The 17,597-nt window shown below is 60.9% G+C and carries 18 protein-coding genes; 7 read left to right on the forward strand and 11 right to left on the reverse strand.

Annotated features, from left to right (window positions below):
- Positions 1-7 precede the first annotated feature (7 nt).
- Positions 8-568 (reverse strand): DUF4174 domain-containing protein, encoded by a 561-nt coding sequence (locus AC06G5_RS20685; RefSeq protein ID WP_480458231.1) that lies wholly within the window; start codon positions 566-568, stop codon positions 8-10.
- A 181-nt stretch (positions 569-749) separates the two neighbouring features.
- Here AC06G5_RS20685 and AC06G5_RS20690 point away from each other — a divergent pair, with 181 nt between their 5' ends.
- The gene (locus tag AC06G5_RS20690; protein ID WP_413423131.1) at positions 750-1,118 is read left to right on the forward strand and encodes a VOC family protein; all 369 of its coding nucleotides are present in this window, start codon (positions 750-752) and stop codon (positions 1,116-1,118) included.
- 20 nt (positions 1,119-1,138) lie between these two features.
- On the opposite strand, the gene AC06G5_RS20695 is transcribed toward AC06G5_RS20690, so the two are convergent.
- The gene (locus tag AC06G5_RS20695) at positions 1,139-1,924 is read right to left on the reverse strand and encodes a sulfite exporter TauE/SafE family protein (protein ID WP_480458232.1); all 786 of its coding nucleotides are present in this window, start codon (positions 1,922-1,924) and stop codon (positions 1,139-1,141) included.
- 255 nt (positions 1,925-2,179) lie between these two features.
- On the opposite strand from AC06G5_RS20695, the gene AC06G5_RS20700 reads away from it, so the two are divergent.
- Complete coding sequence (locus AC06G5_RS20700) at positions 2,180-3,001, forward strand: aldo/keto reductase (RefSeq protein WP_413423068.1); 822 nt, start codon at positions 2,180-2,182, stop codon at positions 2,999-3,001.
- A 29-nt stretch (positions 3,002-3,030) separates the two neighbouring features.
- Positions 3,031-3,501 carry a DUF1810 domain-containing protein gene (locus tag AC06G5_RS20705; RefSeq protein ID WP_413423066.1) on the forward strand — a complete coding sequence of 157 codons (471 nt, stop codon included), beginning with the start codon at positions 3,031-3,033 and terminating at the stop codon, positions 3,499-3,501.
- Here AC06G5_RS20705 and AC06G5_RS20710 read toward each other — a convergent pair.
- Positions 3,466-5,826, reverse strand: coding sequence for a DNA polymerase II (locus tag AC06G5_RS20710; protein WP_480458233.1), 2,361 nt, complete (start codon positions 5,824-5,826; stop codon positions 3,466-3,468). The genes AC06G5_RS20705 and AC06G5_RS20710 overlap by 36 nt on opposite strands.
- Positions 5,827-6,156: 330 nt before the next feature.
- On the opposite strand from AC06G5_RS20710, the gene AC06G5_RS20715 reads away from it, so the two are divergent.
- Positions 6,157-6,597 (forward strand): CBS domain-containing protein, encoded by a 441-nt coding sequence (locus tag AC06G5_RS20715; protein ID WP_413423062.1) that lies wholly within the window; start codon positions 6,157-6,159, stop codon positions 6,595-6,597.
- 127 nt (positions 6,598-6,724) lie between these two features.
- Here the strand turns inward: AC06G5_RS20715 and AC06G5_RS20720 are convergent, their stop codons facing one another.
- The gene (locus tag AC06G5_RS20720) at positions 6,725-7,348 is read right to left on the reverse strand and encodes a glutathione S-transferase family protein (RefSeq protein WP_480458234.1); all 624 of its coding nucleotides are present in this window, start codon (positions 7,346-7,348) and stop codon (positions 6,725-6,727) included.
- A 261-nt stretch (positions 7,349-7,609) separates the two neighbouring features.
- Between AC06G5_RS20720 and AC06G5_RS20725 the strand changes: the two genes are divergently transcribed.
- Complete coding sequence (locus tag AC06G5_RS20725) at positions 7,610-7,894, forward strand: hypothetical protein (RefSeq protein WP_413704388.1); 285 nt, start codon at positions 7,610-7,612, stop codon at positions 7,892-7,894.
- A gap of 256 nt (positions 7,895-8,150) precedes the next feature.
- On the opposite strand, the gene AC06G5_RS20730 is transcribed toward AC06G5_RS20725, so the two are convergent.
- The gene (locus AC06G5_RS20730; RefSeq protein ID WP_413423058.1) at positions 8,151-9,245 is read right to left on the reverse strand and encodes a DUF1615 domain-containing protein; all 1,095 of its coding nucleotides are present in this window, start codon (positions 9,243-9,245) and stop codon (positions 8,151-8,153) included.
- 137 nt (positions 9,246-9,382) lie between these two features.
- Between AC06G5_RS20730 and AC06G5_RS20735 the strand changes: the two genes are divergently transcribed.
- Positions 9,383-10,918 carry an FAD-dependent oxidoreductase gene (locus tag AC06G5_RS20735; protein WP_480458235.1) on the forward strand — a complete coding sequence of 512 codons (1,536 nt, stop codon included), beginning with the start codon at positions 9,383-9,385 and terminating at the stop codon, positions 10,916-10,918.
- A 139-nt stretch (positions 10,919-11,057) separates the two neighbouring features.
- Here AC06G5_RS20735 and hemB read toward each other — a convergent pair whose 3' ends face one another.
- On the reverse strand, positions 11,058-12,032 hold the full coding sequence (gene hemB / locus AC06G5_RS20740) for a porphobilinogen synthase (RefSeq protein ID WP_008021700.1): 975 nt from the start codon (positions 12,030-12,032) through the stop codon (positions 11,058-11,060).
- A 138-nt stretch (positions 12,033-12,170) separates the two neighbouring features.
- Positions 12,171-12,881 carry a glutathione S-transferase family protein gene (locus tag AC06G5_RS20745; protein ID WP_413423053.1) on the reverse strand — a complete coding sequence of 237 codons (711 nt, stop codon included), beginning with the start codon at positions 12,879-12,881 and terminating at the stop codon, positions 12,171-12,173.
- Positions 12,882-13,248: 367 nt separating this feature from the next.
- Between AC06G5_RS20745 and AC06G5_RS20750 the strand changes: the two genes are divergently transcribed.
- Positions 13,249-13,920: a histidine phosphatase family protein gene (locus tag AC06G5_RS20750; RefSeq protein ID WP_413704385.1), complete on the forward strand. Its 672-nt coding sequence runs from the start codon at positions 13,249-13,251 to the stop codon at positions 13,918-13,920.
- Between the two features lie 137 nt (positions 13,921-14,057).
- Here the strand turns inward: AC06G5_RS20750 and mnmH are convergent, their stop codons facing one another.
- The 4 genes from mnmH to AC06G5_RS20770 form a co-directional block, all read right to left on the reverse strand.
- Positions 14,058-15,161 (reverse strand): tRNA 2-selenouridine(34) synthase MnmH, encoded by a 1,104-nt coding sequence (gene mnmH / locus AC06G5_RS20755; RefSeq protein WP_480458236.1) that lies wholly within the window; start codon positions 15,159-15,161, stop codon positions 14,058-14,060.
- Entirely contained in the window at positions 15,161-16,195 is a 1,035-nt protein-coding gene (gene selD / locus AC06G5_RS20760) for a selenide, water dikinase SelD (RefSeq protein WP_413423047.1), read from the reverse strand. Before selD ends, mnmH begins: the two co-directional genes overlap by 1 nt.
- A 176-nt stretch (positions 16,196-16,371) precedes the next feature.
- Positions 16,372-17,328, reverse strand: a complete 957-nt coding sequence (locus AC06G5_RS20765) for a quinone oxidoreductase family protein (protein WP_413704383.1) — start codon at positions 17,326-17,328, stop codon at positions 16,372-16,374.
- A gap of 27 nt (positions 17,329-17,355) precedes the next feature.
- Positions 17,356-17,529: a DUF1427 family protein gene (locus tag AC06G5_RS20770; protein WP_413423043.1), complete on the reverse strand. Its 174-nt coding sequence runs from the start codon at positions 17,527-17,529 to the stop codon at positions 17,356-17,358.
- Between the last annotated feature and the right edge of the window lie 68 nt (positions 17,530-17,597).

Below are 17,597 nucleotides of genomic sequence, written 5' to 3' on the forward strand. Positions count from 1 at the left end.
ACAGGGTTCAATCATCCGGCATTTCAGGCGGTTTGGCGGGTTTGGCGGGTTTCGCCGGTTTGCTGTTTTTCCCGGCCTTGGTGCCTTTGACCGCCGGCTCGGCCTCAGCGACGGGCGCGGCCACGGTCGCCGTAAACTCTTTCTCGGCCGCCGGCTGTTGATCGACAGTACTGAAAATCTCGTCCAGCTTGATGGCGTCCGATCGTTCCAGTTTCTTTTCGCCGTCCTTGCCGACCAGAATGACCCTGGTCCTGGCGCCGACACCCAGCTTGAGCGAACGGATCAGCGCCGCCGTGTCTTGCGACCCGAGGTCCTTGCCGTCGCGCTGGCCCATCAGGTTGAGCACGGTGTAGAGCACCAGGTTGCGGTCGGTGAATCCCTTGCGATTGGCCGGCTCATCCAGCGATTTTTTCAGGCTGACCCAGGTTGGATCAACAGTGCTCGGAGCGATGACAATCAGTGGCCGGGCCCTACCCTTGTCCATGTCCAACGGTGAGCCGTCATCAGCGGCGAACAAGGGGCCGGCAATCGCCAGCAAAGTAGCCAGGGTCAGTGACCTGATGAGCATGCGCATCTCCTTTTTGATATCCACGCTCTAATGATTGCGCATCGCGGCGATCGTTCCGGGTGACATACCGCAAATGTTTTTCGCCTTGTCCCAAGCTTAGGTCAGGGCGGTCATAGCGCAACAGGCTGAGCTAATCTGAAGACTCATGACAACCCGCATGATCCATCGTGAGGACCTGCGCATGAGCGCCCAGTTGAACCACACCATCGTCTGGTGCCGGGACAAGCAGGTTTCGGCGAATTTCCTGACCGGCCTCCTTGGCCTGCCCGCACCGCAGCCCTTCGGCCCCATGCTGATCGTCAAATTCGATAACGGCGTGTCACTGGACTTCTACGACAACGACCCGCCGATAGCGTCCCAGCACTACGCGTTCCTGATTGGCGATGAGGATTTCGATGCGGCCTTCGCCCACCTGCAAGCCAACGGCCAGCCGTGGTGGGCCGACCCGTGCAAGCAGCGTCTGAGGGAAATCAATGATTACGCGGGAGGACGGCGGGTGTATTTCGATGACCCGGACGGGCATCTGCTGGAAATATTCACCCGCGAGTGAAGCTGGCGTGGCGGCTTGAATCAGAACGCCAGTTTGTAACCGATAAACAACAGCATGGTCGCCAGGCAAGGGCGCAACAGTTCGTCGGAGATACGCCCGGTCAGGTGGCTGCCCAGGTAAATTCCCGGCAACGACCCCACCAGCAAGTAACCCAGGACGTGCCAATCCATGTTGCCCATGCTGGCATGGCCAAGGCCCGCGACCAGGGTCAGCGGCACGGCGTGGGCGATTTCAGTCCCCACCAGGCGGCGGGTCGGTAGCATCGGGTAGAGAATGAACAGTGCCACGGTGCCCAGCGCACCGGCACCGATGGACGTCAGCGCGACCATGGTGCCAAGGACCAGCCCGGTGATGACCGTCATCGCATTGAGGCGCAACCCGCTGGGGCTGTAGTTGCCACCCGCACGTTTGTGGGCGAAGTCGAGCAGGCGCTTCTTGAACAGGATCGCCAGTGCCGTGGCAAACAACACAAAACCGAGGGCCTGCTTGATGATCGCGTTCATCGCCTCGGGGGCGCTGTGCAGGGTGCTGAGAAACCACAGCGTCAACGCCACCGCAGGCACGCTGCCCAGGGTCAGCCAGCCGGTGATCGCCCAGTCGATGTTGTTGTTCCTTCGGTGAACCAGTACACCGCTGGATTTGGTGATGGCGGCGTACAGCAGATCGGTACCGACCGCTGTCGCCGGATTGATGCCGAACCATAGCAGGATCGGCGTCATGAGCGACCCGCCACCCACGCCCGTCATGCCGACGATGAAGCCGACGACCAGCCCGGCGACGACCAACCCGATGTTCACTAAATCCATGAATACTTCCACAAAGATCGCAGGGGAAATCTGGCCCGCAGCATAGCGATATTTCTTATAACCAGTTATATCGATGCGATCTATCTTTATGCCTTGAACACCACCCCCCTTGTAGGAGCGAGCTTGCTCGCGATGGCGGTGTGTCAGTTGGCATCAATATCGACTGACAGTCTGTCTTCGCGAGCACTGCGGGGAACCGATGGACTATTCTGCTGCCCATTGATTTGACCATCGGCATTCATGAAGGAGGTTTGCATGCGCGCGCTTGAGTTGGCTGGCGCCAGGGTCCCGGTTATCGGCCAGGGGACCTGGCAGATGGGCGAAGACCGCTCACGGCACAAGGAAGAAGTCGCGGCACTGCGCCTGGGCATCGAACTGGGCATGACCCTGATCGACACCGCTGAAATGTACGCCGAAGGCGGCGCCGAGGAAGTGGTCCGCGATGCCATCGCCGGCCAGCGCGACAGCGTCTTTCTGGTCAGCAAGGTGTACCCGCACAACGCCAGCCGCGAGGGCATTCCCCAGGCGTGCGAACGAAGCCTGCGCAGGCTCGGCACCGACTGCATCGATCTGTACTTGTTGCATTGGCGCGGTCAGTACCGGCTGGAGGAAACGGTCGAAGCTTTCGAACGCCTGCGCGAAGCCGGCAAGATCGGTCGTTGGGGCGTGTCCAATTTCGACCTCGATGACTTGCTGGAACTGAACGCCCCGGCCTGTGCCACCAATCAGGTGCTCTACAATCTGGAGCAGCGCGGCATAGAATTTGACTTGTTACCCTGGAGTCAACAACGGCGGATGCCAGTCATGGCATACTGTCCGATCGGCCAGGGTGGAAAAATGCTCGCCAACACCACCCTCAAACAGGTGGCCGCCCGACACGAAGTGACGCCAGCACAAGTGGCGCTGGCCTGGATTCTGCGTCAGGACGACGTGATCGCCATCCCCAAAGCGGTCCGCCCCGAGCATGTGCAGCTCAACGCCCAAGCCGCCCAATTACGGCTTGAAGCCGGGGATCTGGAGGCGCTGGACCAAGCGTTTCACGCGCCACAACGCAAACAGCGGCTGGCCATGGTCTGAACCACCGCAGTCAGTCAGAGAGCTTCGCCATGAGAAGCACCGACCACCTGGACCCGTTCAATCTGCAACGCTTTCTCCAGGCTCAGGAACCGGTATTCGACCGGGTTCAGAACGAGCTGAACAATGGGCACAAGCGCAGTCACTGGATGTGGTTCATCTTTCCGCAGTTTGCCGGGCTCGGCGACAGCGAGATGTCGCGCCGCTATGCCATCCACTCGCGGGAGGAAGCATTGGCCTACCTCGAGCATCCGTTGCTGGGCGCCCGGCTACGCACCTGCACCCAGGAAGTGCTGAACATCCGGGAGCGTTCGGTGGCCGGGATTTTCGGTCATCCCGACGACCTGAAGTTTCACTCCTCGATGACCCTGTTTGCCCAGGTCGCCGTCGACGACAGCCTTTTCCAGCAAGCCTTGAACCAGTACTTCCACGGCATCCTGGATGACTGGACCTTGTCGCTGATGGACTCAAAACAGGCCCAGTTGCCCCCCAATCAGGGTTGAGAAGTCATCGTCGACAAACGGCAGTATCGCGTCCGCCACCGGTTGCAGTTGCCGGGTGATGTAGTGATCGTAATCGATGGGCGCGCTGCGCACTTCCAGCGGTTCAGGGCCGGCGACGGTGATTACGTAGCTGATCCAGCCGCCGTTCTGGTATTGCCGCGGGCGACCCTGTCGGTCGTTGTACTCGTCGGCCAGGCGCGCCGCGCGCACATGGGGCGGTACGTTTCGCTGATAGTCGTCGAGGCTGCGGCGCAGGCGTTTGCGGTAGATCAGCCGGTCATCGAACTCACCGGCCAGGGTCTTGCGCACGTAGTCACGCACATAATCCTGATAGGGCTTGCGCAGGAAGATCAGCCAATAGAGCTCCTGCTGGAATTGCCGGGCCAGCGGCGACCAGTCGGTGCGCACGGTTTCCAGGCCTTTGTAGACCATTTCGTCGCTGCCATCGGCACGGGTCACGAGTCCCGCGTAGCGCTTTTTACTGCCTTCTTCGGCGCCGCGGATGGTCGGCATCAGGAAGCGCTTGTAGTGGGTTTCGAACTGCAGTTCGAGAACGCTTTGCAAGCCGTATTCCTGCTGCACATGTTCGCGCCACCACTGATTGACGTGCGCCACCAGCGCCTGGCCGATCTGCGCCGCCTCCTGCTGACCATGGGCGCGACGCAGCCAGACGAACGTCGAATCGGTGTCGCCGTAAATCACTGCATGCCCCTGGGCCTCGATCAACTGGCGGGTGCGTAGCATGATCTCGTGCCCGCGCAAGGTGATGGACGAAGCCAGGCGCGTGTCGAAGAAGCGACAGCCGCTGGAGCCGAGCACGCCGTAGAAGGCGTTCATGATGATTTTCAGCGCCTGGGACAGCGGTGCGTTGTGTTCACGCTTGGCGGCTTCCCGGCCTTCGGCCACCCGGGCGACGATGGATGGCAGGCAATGCCGGGTTCGAGAAAAGCGTGCGCCACGAAAACCCGGCACCGACTCGCTACCGTCAGGGTGTTTGAGCCCCTCGATCAGCCCCACGGGGTCAATCAGGAAGGTTCGGATAATCGACGGATAGAGGCTTTTGTAGTCGAGCACCAGCACCGATTCGTACAGCCCCGGTTGCGAATCCATGACAAAACCGCCAGGGCTGGCTTCGGGGGGCTTGCCACCGAGGTTCGGCGCAACGAAACCCTGACGGTGCATCAGCGGCATATACAGGTGCGTGAACGCCGCCACCGAACCGCCCATGCGATCGGCCGGCAAACCGGTGACGCTGGCCCGCTCCAGCAGGAAGGTGAGCAACTCGGTCCTGGCGAAAATCCGCGTGACCAGCTCACAGTCCTTGAGGTTGTATTTGGCCAGCGCCGGTTTGTCCTCGGCGAACATGCGATTGATTTCGTCCATGCGCTGGTACGGGGTGTCGATGGACTTGCCCTCGCCGAGCAAGGTTTGCGCGACGTTTTCCAGGCTGAACGAGGGAAAACTCCAGGTCGCAGAACGCAGGGCCTCGATACCGTCGATGATCAGGCGGCCAGCCGCAGAAGCGAAGTAGTGGTTGCCGCTGCCGTGTTCGCGCCACTGCATTTCCTCACCGCCACGCCCCAGCTTCAACGGCACCGCCAGGCGCCGGGCGTGTTCGTGAAGCACCCGCAAGTCGAACTGCACGACATTCCAGCCGATGATCGCGTCGGGGTCGAACCGGGCAAACCATTCGTTGAGTTTTTTCAGCAACAGGGTCCGCGAATCGCAGTATTCGAGCAGGAAATCCACCTGGCTATCGTCGCCATTGGGCGGACCAAGCATGTACACCTGACGCTCGCCGCAGCCTTCCAGGGCAATGGAATACAACTCGCCCTGGGCCGTGGTCTCGATGTCCAGGGACACCAGCTTGAGGCTCGGCCGGTAGCCGGGATCAGGTTTCATCTGTGCGTCGAGCAGCAGGCCCTCGGCACTCGGTGTGCCACTGAAGCGCACCGGCGCGGTGATGAAGCGTTCCATCATGTAGCGTTCCGGCGGGCGCACGTCGGCTTCGAACACTTCGACACCGGCCCGGCGCAGCGCGGTTTCCAGGCGGATCAACTGGCCATGTTGCTGGCAGTAAAGTCCGAGGACCGGGCGATGTTCGAAATCCAGCAGGGCCAGGGGCCTGAGTTCGACGTTCTTCTCGTCATGCAGAACGTTTTCGGCCGGCTGACGCTGCCCGGCCGGGATGAACGCCACCGACGGTTGATGCGGCAGGCGGATGTGCCGGGGACCGCTATCGGTCGCCAGCCAGAACTCGACTTCCGTACCGGCCGGGGTATCGCGCCAATGCCGGGTCAGGACGAAGCCCTGCTGTAGATCCACCACTGCAAACCTCAACGTTGATTCAGAGGGGGATTCTACCCGTCATCGGTCGGGATAGCGCGTTTGCCGCCGGTATCAGCGGTCAACATCAATCCTGTGGGAGCGGGCTTGCTCGCGAAGGCGGACTACCTGCCGACAAAGATGTTGGATGGGCTGGCCTCTTCGCGAGCAAGCCCGCTCCCACAGGGTGATTTACTGGCCTGAAAGGAGACTTATGGAAGAAAAACCGCCAAATGACGTTTTTTGCGTGTTATCTGCCGCTTTCGCCCTTGCCCTGAACGCTTGCGTCTACGATTCTTCAAGGACAACGACAACACCCGAGTAACCACCATGAAAACCGTCGCCCAACTGCTCAAGCTCAAAGATCAGAAGAATCAGGAAGTGCACCAGATCAAACCCGATCACATGGTGCTTGAAGCGCTGATGAAGATGGCCGAGAAAAACGTCGGTGCCTTGCTGGTGGTGGACAATGATGAAGTGGTGGGCATCATCAGCGAACGCGATTATGCGCGCAAACTGGTGCTGCACGGCCGCTCCTCGGTGGGCACGCCGGTACGTGACATCATGGTGTCGCCGGTGATTACCGTCGACACCCATCAAACCGTGGATACTTGCCTTGGCATCATGTCCGATAAGCGCCTGCGTCACTTGCCTGTAGTGGAAAATGGCAAATTGATCGGCCTGCTGTCGATCGGTGACCTGGTGAAGGAAGCCATTGCCGAACAGGCTGAACTGATTCGCCAGCTGGAACAGTACATTCGCGGGGAATAATTCGACACACCGAAGATCCCTTGTGGGAGCGGGCTTGCTCGCGAAAGCGTAGTGTCAGGCAGCATTAATGTTGACTGACCCACCGCTTTCGCGAGCAAGCCCGCTCCCACCTTTGGTTTTTCGGTGTTCAGGCCGGCCAATGCCGGGCGAACACCGGTGCCAGTGCCGGGTGACGGTCGATGCGCTCCAGCCAGGCGAAAAAACCCGGCCGGGTGTTGCGCAAATGTTCCCGACTGCCCGCCCATCGCGAGATCACCGCCGCCAGCACATCCAGGGCCCCTGGCTTCTCGCTGCCCAGATACAACTCGCCCGAGAACTGATCGGCAAACACCTCCCAACTCCAGTGCAGGCGCCGGCGGGCTCCCGCCATGAGGTTCTGCCTGGACGACTCATCCGCCTCGACCAGCCAGCGTTCGGGGTAGTCAATGATGCCGATGGCCGCATAGCAATTGCTGGCGATGTAGGCCAGGCCACGAATGGCCTGGCCCCGCTCGGCCGGGTCTTGCGGCAACAATGCCGATGCGGGGAAGGTCAGGCCGAGGTGGATCAGGATCGCCGCGCTCTCGGTCAGCACACCGCCATCGGGTAGCTGCAAGGTCGGAATCTGTTTGAGCGGATTGAGCTTCTCCAGCGCCTGGGCCGCCTCTGCAGACGTCTCGACATCGATGAAGCGAAAAGAAATACCACCGAGTACAAGGGCAGCCTCGATGGCCGCCGCCCCGGAGTTCCGATAACCGTAGAGCTGGTACATGAACGCCTCCTTGTACACTGCGGTCTCTGTGGCGCCTCATCAACCGTCCCGGCAGACGAACACGCCAGCTATCCAGTGTAGAAGCCGCTACCCGCCACACAGCGACCGTCCGGCGATCGCACCATCACGCTCACAACAGGTATGGCGTCGTACCTATCATTGCCGTCGATGTTCACCATCACCTCAATGAAGTTCTCTTAAAAAATCCACGGCGTAACATCTGCTCCATACCAACCCATCAGCACCCCGGAGCACACCATCATGAAACGCCAGACCCTCCTCAGCATCGCTTTCTCGGTTTTCGCAGTTAACGCTTTCGCCGCAACTTCTGCTCAACCTGTGGTCGCTGAAGGCGGCTCGGATCGTCTGATTGAAAGCCGTGTCGCCGAGGGTGGTTCCGATCGCCTGATCGAGAATCGTGTGGCTGAAGGTGGTTCGGATCGCCTGCTGGAAAAACGTGTTGCCGAAGGCGGTTCCGACAAGCTCCTGCAGAACCGCGTTGCCGAAGGTGGCTCGGATCGCCTGATCGAAAGCCGCGCTGTCTGAATGCAGTGCTTTACCGCAGGACGCAAAGAAAAGCCCGGCCTCAACAGCCTGATGTTGTTCAGTCACGCAAGAAGGATTCACCCACTGTAGGAGCGAGCTTGCTCGCGATGGACTCAAGAGCGCTGCGTTTAGTCAGTAAACCCGCGGCATCGTTAACGACCATCGCGAGCAAGCTCGCTCCTACAGGGGATCATTCTCGCTAGACGGAACAGCATTGGCCTCAACAGCCGGGTTTTTTGTGCTTTTTACCCCGCGATTACTTCCCCGCCTGCGCCATGCAGCGCTGGTAACGCTCATCGACCCGCTTGGCGAACCACGCGGTGGTGAGTTTGCGGGTGATTTTCGGGCTTTGCAGCACGATCCCCGGCAACACTTCACGAGGTAACGGCCGACCCTCGGCCCTTTCGGCCAGCTCGAAGACCCGCCGATAGAGTTTGCTGTCTTCGAACGCCAGGGTTTTCCCCTCCTCCAGTTGCTCCCGGATCGTCGGATTGCGCATGTCCAGTTGCTTGCCAAGGGTACGCACGGCCAGTTCCGTGGTACCGGGCATGATCGAACCGTAGTTCACCAGATCGCCGTCCAGCGCCAACGGGATACCGGATGCCCGGCTCACCGCATTCTGAAACGCGGCGTTGCGGCTGGCGTACCAACCCGCGTTGAAATCCGCAAAGCGGTACAGCGGCTGCGGATAGCTCACCGGATAGCCAAGCAGATGCGCGATGCCGAAATACATGCCGCCGCGCCGGGTAAACACTTCATGGCGAATCGAGCCCTTCACCGGGTACGGATAACCTTTGGCCTGCTGCTCGGCAAAATCAATCGCGACCTGCATCGGCCCGCCGGTATGCACCGGGTTGAAGCCACCGAACAGTTTTTTGCCCATCGGTACCATGCCGATGAAGTCGTCGAAAATGGCGCTCAGTTCCTTTTCGCTGCGCGCGGCATTCAGGCGGTCGCTGTAGCTTTTGCCATTGGGCGAATCGAGCTTTAACGCTCCGCTCACCAACAGGCCTGGAATGTGTGCCTTGGCGGCACGACGGTCGATCTCGTCGCGGGCGATCTTGCCCAGCCCCGGTACGCTCGGATCGACCTGAAAGGTCGACTCCTGTTCGGTCACGGCCAGCACCGAGCACAGGTTCTTCGTGGTCGGCGAGATGTCTTGCGCGGTAAACGCCACCTGGATATCCGTGGCCCAACCCTGGGGATCGGCAGCTTTCGCCGGCAGCAAACGCACAATCTCAGCCTTCACTTCGGCCGGACTGCGCGCCGCCGGCTCCTGGGTTCGCTGGCTGCCGCAACCGGCCAGTACCAGCAAGGCGGCGATGCTTGAGATCAATCGATTGGCTTGCATGTCGTTCCATCTAATCCGTTGGTCGGGGCCAACCATACGACCAATGGCATGCCAGCGGCTACGGCCGCGGTAGTCCGATGGTTGCCGCCCTCCCCGACTGGACCATACTTTATCCACGTAGCGAGGAGAACAGGCTCATGCACCGCAGCGACGTGTTGATCATCGGCGCCGGCCCGACCGGGCTGGTCCTGGCATTGTGGCTGAGCAAACTGGGCGTGCGCGTGCGGATTGTCGACAAAACCTCCGCCCCCGGCACCACGTCCCGGGCGCTGGCCGTCCAGGCACGGACGCTGGAGTTGTATCGCCAGCTCGGACTGGACGACGCCGTGGTGCAAAACGGCCATCGGGTGGTGGCCGGCAACTTCTGGGTCAAGGGTGAGCCCGTGGCGCGCCTGCCCCTGTCTCAGATCGGTGAGGGCCTGACCCCCTACTCGTTTCTCGAGATTTACCCGCAGGACGAACACGAACGGCTGCTGATCGAGCGTCTGGAAGCCTTCGGTATCGTGGTGGAACGCAACACTGAACTGACAGGCTTCGAGCAAACCGCAGACGGCATCACGGCCACGCTGCACCTGCCCGATGGTCAACAGGAAATCTGCCAGGCCTGTTACCTGGCCGGATGCGACGGTGCGCGGTCGATTGTGCGCAAGACCCTGGATACCGGATTTCCCGGCGGCACTTACCAGCAGATTTTCTACGTCGCCGACGTGCAGGGCAGCGGCCCGACATTCAACGGCGAACTGCACGTGGATCTCGACGAGGCGGACTTCCTCGCCGTGTTCCCACTGGGAGACAGTGGTCGTGCCCGTCTGATCGGCACGGTGCGCGACGAGCGCGCCGAACACGCCGAGACCCTGCGCTTCGAGGACGTCAGCAGCCGGGCCATCGAGCACATGAAGGTGAAGATCGAGCAACTGAACTGGTTTTCGACCTATCGCGTGCATCATCGGGTGGCGGATCACTTCCGCAAAGACCGGGCGTTTTTGCTAGGTGATGCCGCCCATGTGCACAGCCCGGCGGGCGGTCAGGGCATGAACACCGGGATTGGCGATGCCATCAACCTGGCCTGGAAACTGGCGGCCGTGTTGAGCGGTGGTGCCGAGGCCAGACTGCTCGACACCTATGAAACCGAGCGCATCGCCTTCGCCCGCAGACTGGTGGCCACCACTGACCGGGTATTCAACTTCATCACCGCCGAGGGGCGGATGGCCGATTTGCTACGGACACGCCTGGCACCGCTCTTGATCCCGAAAATAACCTCGTTCGAAACCTCCCGCGAATTCATGTTTCGTACGATATCGCAAATAACCCTGAATTATCGGGGCATGCCATTGAGCGCAGGCATTGCCGGGCACGTGCATGGCGGTGATCGCCTGCCCTGGGCCCATGACGGTGAGGGGGATAATTTCGAGTCGCTCAAGTGCCTGACCTGGCAGGTGCATGTCTATGGCGACACCAGCGACGAGATGATTGCCTGGTGCCACGAGCACCATCTGCCGCTGCACGTGTTCGACTGGCGACCGGCGTTCGAAGCGGCGGGGCTGGGGCGCAACGGGTTTTATCTGTTACGGCCCGATACCTACGTGGCGATCGCCGAGACGTGCTCGGACCCGAAAGTGATCGAACGGTATTTCCGTGATCACGGGATCCGGCCGTTTTTTGGCGCGCCCTGAAGACACCACATCCTTCCTTGTAGGAGCGAGCTTGCTCGCGATGGTCGTTAACGATGACGCGTGTTTACTGACTAGACGCGGCGCTCTTGAGTCCATCGCGAGCAAGCTCGCTCCTACAGGGGGGGATATGCGCTGGTGCCTAGATTCCGGCCAACGCCAGATCCATCGCAAAGTAAGTAAAGATCAGGTCTGCCCCGGCTCGCTTGATCGCCCCGAGGCTCTCGCGCACCACGCGGTCTTCATCGATGGCCCCGGCCTGGGCGGCAAACTTGATCATCGCGTACTCACCGCTCACCTGATACGCCGACAGCGGCAGGCGCGAGGCTTCGCGAATGTCGCGGATGATGTCCAGATACGCACCGGCCGGCTTGACCATCAATGCATCGGCGCCTTCCTGTTCGTCGAGCAACGATTCGCGCACCGCTTCGCGGCGATTCATCGGGTTCATCTGGTAGCTTTTGCGGTCGCCCTTGAGCGCACTGCCACCCGCCTCGCGGAACGGGCCATAGAGCGCCGAGGCGAATTTGGTCGAATAGGCCATGATCGCCGTCTGGGTAAAGCCGGCGTCATCGAGGGCCCGGCGAATCGCCTGGACCTGCCCGTCCATCGCCGCCGACGGGGCGATCACATCGGCACCGGCACGGGCCGCCGCCACCGCTTGCCTGCCGAGGTTGATCAGGGTCTGGTCGTTGTCGACTTCATGGTTGTGCAACACGCCACAATGGCCGTGATCGGTGTATTCGCAAAAGCAGGTGTCGGACATCACGATCATTTCCGGCACAGCGTCCTTGGCAATGCGCGACATGCGCGAGACCAGGCCGTCATCGCGCCAGGTGTCGCTGCCGCTGCTGTCCAGGTGATGGGACACGCCGAAGGTCATCACCGACTTGATCCCGGCACGGGCGTAGCGCTCGATCTCGCCGGCCAGCTTCGACTCGGGAATGCGCATCACACCGGGCATGCTCTTGATCGGCACGAAGTCGTCGATTTCTTCTTCGACGAAAATCGGCAGCACCAGATCGTTCAGGCTGAACTCGGTCTCCTGGAACAGGCTGCGCAGACTCGCATTGCGGCGCAGACGGCGTGGGCGTGCTTCGGGGAACTGACTGGACATGGCTATTCCTGAATTTCAGAGGACGAAATGTAGGAGCGAGCGTGCTCGCGATGGACTCAAGAGCGCTGCGTTTAGTCAGTAAACACGCGTCATCGTTAACGACCATCGCGAGCAAGCTCGCTCCTACAGGCAAGAGGTTTAATTCGAGACTGGTTTCGGGATTTCCAACCCGCGCACCACCGCCGGCCGCGCCAGGAAGCGTTCCAGCACCCGCGTGACGTTAGGGAAGTTTTGAATGCCCACCAGATCGCCAGCTTCATAGAAGCCAATCAGGTTGCGCACCCACGGGAAGGTGGCGATGTCGGCGATGGTGTAGCGTTCGCCCATGATCCAGTCGCGCCCTTCAAGGCGGCCGTCGAGCACCTTGAGCAGGCGTTTGCTTTCCTCGACGTAGCGGTCACGTGGACGCTTGTCCTCGTAGTCCTTGCCGGCGAACTTGTTGAAAAACCCGAGTTGGCCGAACATCGGGCCAATGCCGCCCATCTGGAACATCAGCCACTGAATCGTTTCGTAGCGCGCAGCCGATTCCTGGGCCAGCAGTTGTCCGCTCTTGTCGGCCAGGTAGATCAGGATCGCTCCCGACTCGAACAGCGCCAGTGGCTTGTCGTCCGGACCGTGGGGGTCGAGGATCGCCGGAATCTTGTTGTTGGGATTGAGGGAAAGAAATTCCGGGGACATCTGGTCGTTGGTGTCAAACCCTACCCGGTGAGGTTCATACGGCAGGCCGATCTCTTCGAGCATGATCGAGACCTTGACGCCGTTGGGGGTCGGCAAGGAGTACAGCTGAATCCACTCCGGGTATTGGGCAGGCCATTTGCGGGTGATGGGGAATGCGGACAAATCGGTCATGGGCTGGATCCACGAAGACATTGAGAGTGACGATCATAATGGAGATAGCGGCTCTGCGATCCCTTGCAGCCATTAATCTCGCTGATAGACGAGATCAAAAGAGATCACGACCGTTTCAACACCATCAGGTGTAGCGTGTCCACGATTTCGCAACATCCTGTCGCTAACCTTCACTGAAAACCGTTAAGGTTGCCGGTACATTGCTGCGCGCTCGACCGGAATCGAACCAAACGGGCTCAGGGGACTCTGAGCACCACCCCTTTGAAAACGGACCGGTTTCAACGACATGGAAAACACCCGACGCTGGAACATCGTGGTGTAAAGGTTTGTCAGACTTAACCGAATTGCGCTGAAGAACCCTCTATTCATGAATTTGTTCAATATTGCCAACCGCTTCAGACATCGCGCCTACCTGCTGCTGCCCGTCTTGCTGGCGGTCAGTTCGGTGTTCCTGTCGCTGGAGGCCAGTCAAAGCCGCGCCCAACCGATGGATGGAACCCAGACGCTGGTCTTCCTGCGCCACGGGGAAAAACCCGCCGGTGGCCTGGGCCAGCTCAATTGCCAGGGACTGAACCGCGCCATCGACCTGGCGACGCTGCTGCCGGAAAAGTTTGGCAAGGCCAACTATGTGTTTGCCGCAAACCCGACCCGTAACGTCGAGGAAGGCGAGTTCGACAATTCCTACAGCTACATCCGTCCCCTGATGACCATCAGCCCCAGCGCCATCAAGCTGGGCCTGCCGGTGAACATCAATTTTTCCGCGAATGACACCAGTGACCTGGCCGAAGAGCTGCTTCACGACAAGTATCACAACTCGGTCATCTACACCGCCTGGTCGCACGGCTACCTGCCGGAGCTGATCAACACGGTGGCCGGCGAAGCCACCGGCAAGAAAATGACCATCATGGAAGACTGGGAGTCCAGCGATTATGACTCGCTGTATGTACTCACCCTGACCTGGCACAACGGCAAGGCCAGTTTGCAGAGCCATGTGTACAAGCAAGGCCTGGATAATGGCTCGCAAACCTGTCCGACCTGAGTGACTCATTGCTTGGTCGGGCCCCTTCGCGAGCAAGCCCGCTCCCACATTCGATCTCCAGCGAACACAAATATTGTGAACGGCGCTGATTAAATGTGGGAGCGGGCTTGCTCGCGAAGGGACCAGTAAAACCGACATCACTTTCGTTGATTCACTCGCTCACGCAGGTACTCGAGAACCGCCCCCCGCTCCCCGGCAAACTCGATCCGCGCGCCTTTCTTCTCTCGCTGAAACGCGTACATCGGATCGTAATACTCGCGCAGCAACCCTTCGATCCAGCCGCGGTGCAGATCCACCGCGCCACTACGGGCCTGCTCTGCCAACGCCTCTTCCATCAAAACCAGCATGCGCCGATGACGTTCGCCGCCCAGGCGTTTCTGCACATTGTTGAGGCTCGCCAGCAACCGTTCGGAAAACAGCGCAAAGCCCTCCTCGCCATGCACGTCGATGAATTCTGCGCACAGATCCACCACGTAATCGCGCAGGATCCGCTCTACCCGACCTTCCAGGCTGTCTTCCAGCCACACCATCGGAAACTGCTGCATGCCCTGGTACAGCGGCAATGGCAACGCACAACTGCCCACCGCGCGGCTTTCGTCTTCCAAAACGATCTGCTCGATGCCCCGGGCGCGTTTTTTCAGCACATCTATGGCCAAACGGTTTTCGAAGTCGATGTTCGATGGCTGGCCCGTGGCGCGTTTGCCGAAACTGGAGCCGCGATGGTTGGCATGACCTTCAAGGTCCACGCTGTTGCCCAATTGCTTGAGCACTTCGGTCTTGCCAGTGCCGGTCATACCGCCCAACAGGACGAAATCGCACTGGGTCAAGGCTTGATCGAGGGTATCCAGCAGGAAGGTACGCATGGCCTTGTAGCCGCCGCCTACCCGTGGGTAATCGATGCCCGCCTCGTCCTTGAGCCATTGCTGGACTATCTGCGAGCGCAGGCCGCCGCGAAAGCAATACAGCAGGCCATCGGGATGCGCCTTGGCAAAATCGGCCCAGGCCTGGATGCGTTCGGCCTTGACCGCGCCCGACACCAGTTGATGCCCCAGCGTGATGGCCGCCTGCCGGCCATGCTGCTTGTAGCACGTGCCGACCCGCTGGCGTTCAAGGTCATTCATCAACGGCAGGTTGACCACACCGGGAAACGCGCCCTTGTTGAATTCGACTGGTGCGCGGGCGTCCATCATGGGCCGGTCGTTGAGGAAGATGTCGCGGTAATCGGTGCAGTCGACAGACATCAAATCACCTCGACCGCGTTGCTCTGTCGTTCGACCAGTTCACCGATCGGCTCCAGGCTCAGGCCCAGTTCGGCGGCCACCGAGAGAAACTGCTCGTTGCCTTGCGGCGTGACGGCAATCAGCAGGCCGCCGCTGGTCTGCGGATCGCAAAGCACGCGTTTGTGCAGTTCCTGGAGCCGCCCGAGCTTGCTGGCGTAGCTGTCGAAATTGCGCAGCGTACCGCCCGGTACGCAGCCCTGTTCGAGGTAATACTCGACACCCGGCAAGCGCGGTACGCGGTCATATTCGATACGCGCCGTGAGCTGGCTGCCGTCGGCCATTTCCACCAGGTGCCCGAGCAGGCCGAAACCGGTGACATCGGTCATCGCGGTTACGCCGTCGAGCTTGCCGAAACGGCTGCCGGGTTTGTTCAGGGTGCACATCCAGTCCCGGGCCAGGCCGATGTCGGCATTGCGCAACTTGCCCTTTTTCTCGGCCGTCGTAAGGATGCCGATGCCCAGGGGTTTGGTGAGATAGAGCAGGCAACCGGCCGTGGCAGTGTCGTTGCGCTTCATGTGGCGCTTATCCACCAGACCGGTGACGGCCAGGCCAAAGATCGGTTCTGGCGCGTCGATGGAGTGCCCACCTGCCAGCGGGATGCCCGCCTCGTCACATACCGAACGGCCGCCGCGTATCACTTCCCGGGCAACTTCCGGGGCCAGCACGTTCACCGGCCAGCCCAGGATCGCAATCGCCATCAACGGATCGCCGCCCATCGCATAGATGTCGCTGATGGCATTGGTGGCGGCAATTCGACCGAAATCGAAGGGATCGTCGACGATCGGCATGAAAAAGTCCGTGGTCGAGACCACTCCGCGCTCTTCGTCGATGGCATACACCGCCGCATCGTCGCGTGAGGCGTTGCCGACCCAGAGTTTCGGGTCGAGGTTCTGCGCCCCGCTGCCGGCCAAAATCACTTCCAGCACCTGGGGGGAAATCTTGCAACCGCATCCAGCGCCGTGGCTGTATTGGGTCAGGCGAATCGGCTCGCTCATGGGGCACCTCATAGGGTCAATGAGGCCGATTCTAGCAGAGCGGGGCATGCGGGCCACGGACCTTGTGGGAGCGGGCTTGCTCCGGGCGGCGTTCCGACGAAGGCGGAGTGTCAGACACATCAATGCCGGATGTGCCGCCGTCTTCGCGAGCAAGCCCGCTCCCACATTGATCGTGGTCATGGCAGCAAAATCACCTTGTCACCGCTGCCCTGATTCACTTCGGCATAACGCTCCACACCTTCGGCCAATGGCGACTCGAACAAGCCCTGCGGCAACGGCAACAGGTCCTGATCGAAGAACCGGCCAAACTGCTCGAGCATGGCCGCACACGCCTGTACCCCGTACAGCAACGAGTTGATCCCCACCACTGAGCCGCCCTTGCGATACAACGCCAGGGCCGGCAACTGTACGTGACCGTCCACCGGTGCCGCGATGATCGCGATGCGACCGAACGCGGCCAGGGCTGGCACCGAGGCTGGCAGCCAGAATCCGGTGGTGTCGAAAATCACATCGGCGCCGCCGGCATAGACCGCGTTGACCTGGGCCCCAAGGTCTTCGGGTTTATCCAGTTGCAGGGTCTGGTAACCCTGGTCCTGCAAGTCCTTGACCTGCTCGGGACGCCGCGCAGCCGCCAGCACCCGGGCACCGCGCACCTTGGCCAAGGCCAGCGCGGCACTGCCGACCGCTCCGCCACCGATGACCAGCAATCGGGTTTCGGCGGTCACCAGGCTGCGTTCCAGCGCATCCCACGCCGTGGTGTACGGCACGCCGAGGCTGGCGGCCTGGGCGAAGCTCAGGTGCGTGGGTTTGAGCGCTACGCCATTGGCCGGCAGCTTGACGAACTGCGCGTGGGAACCGTCGGCGAAAAAGCCCAGTTCCCGGCCCGTACCCCAGACTTCCTGACCGATAAGCGCCTGCGGGCCGGCCACGACCACACCGGCAAAATCACGACCGGGAATCCGCGGCAGGGTGGTGTAGGGAAAACGTCCCAGCACGTTCTTCACATCGCTGGGGTTGAGCCCCGCGGCCTTGATCTCGACCAGCACTTCATTGGCGCCGGGAACGGGGGTAGGCACCTCGACGTAGCGCAGGGCCGAGAGATCACCGGTTTTATCGAATTGCAGAGCTTTCATGGGCGTATCCATCGAGTCAAAGAGGGTTCAGGAAATCCAGCCAGCCACCAGCTCGCGCCCCATCGGCCAGAGCTTTTCACCGGCGAGCATGCCGAGCAGGCCAACCAGCGCGATGGCCGGGGGTGCGGGGGAACGAAAATCCAGCGCGCCGTAGAGCAGACCGACGCCCAGACCGATGGCCACTGACATGAGGTAGTTCACGGCAGACTCCGGGGGCAATTGAGGTATGCGTTGAGTCTAGAGGGCGACGCTGGCGAGCATCGGCCAAG

The organism is Pseudomonas sp. WT-JTC (genome assembly GCF_056711565.1).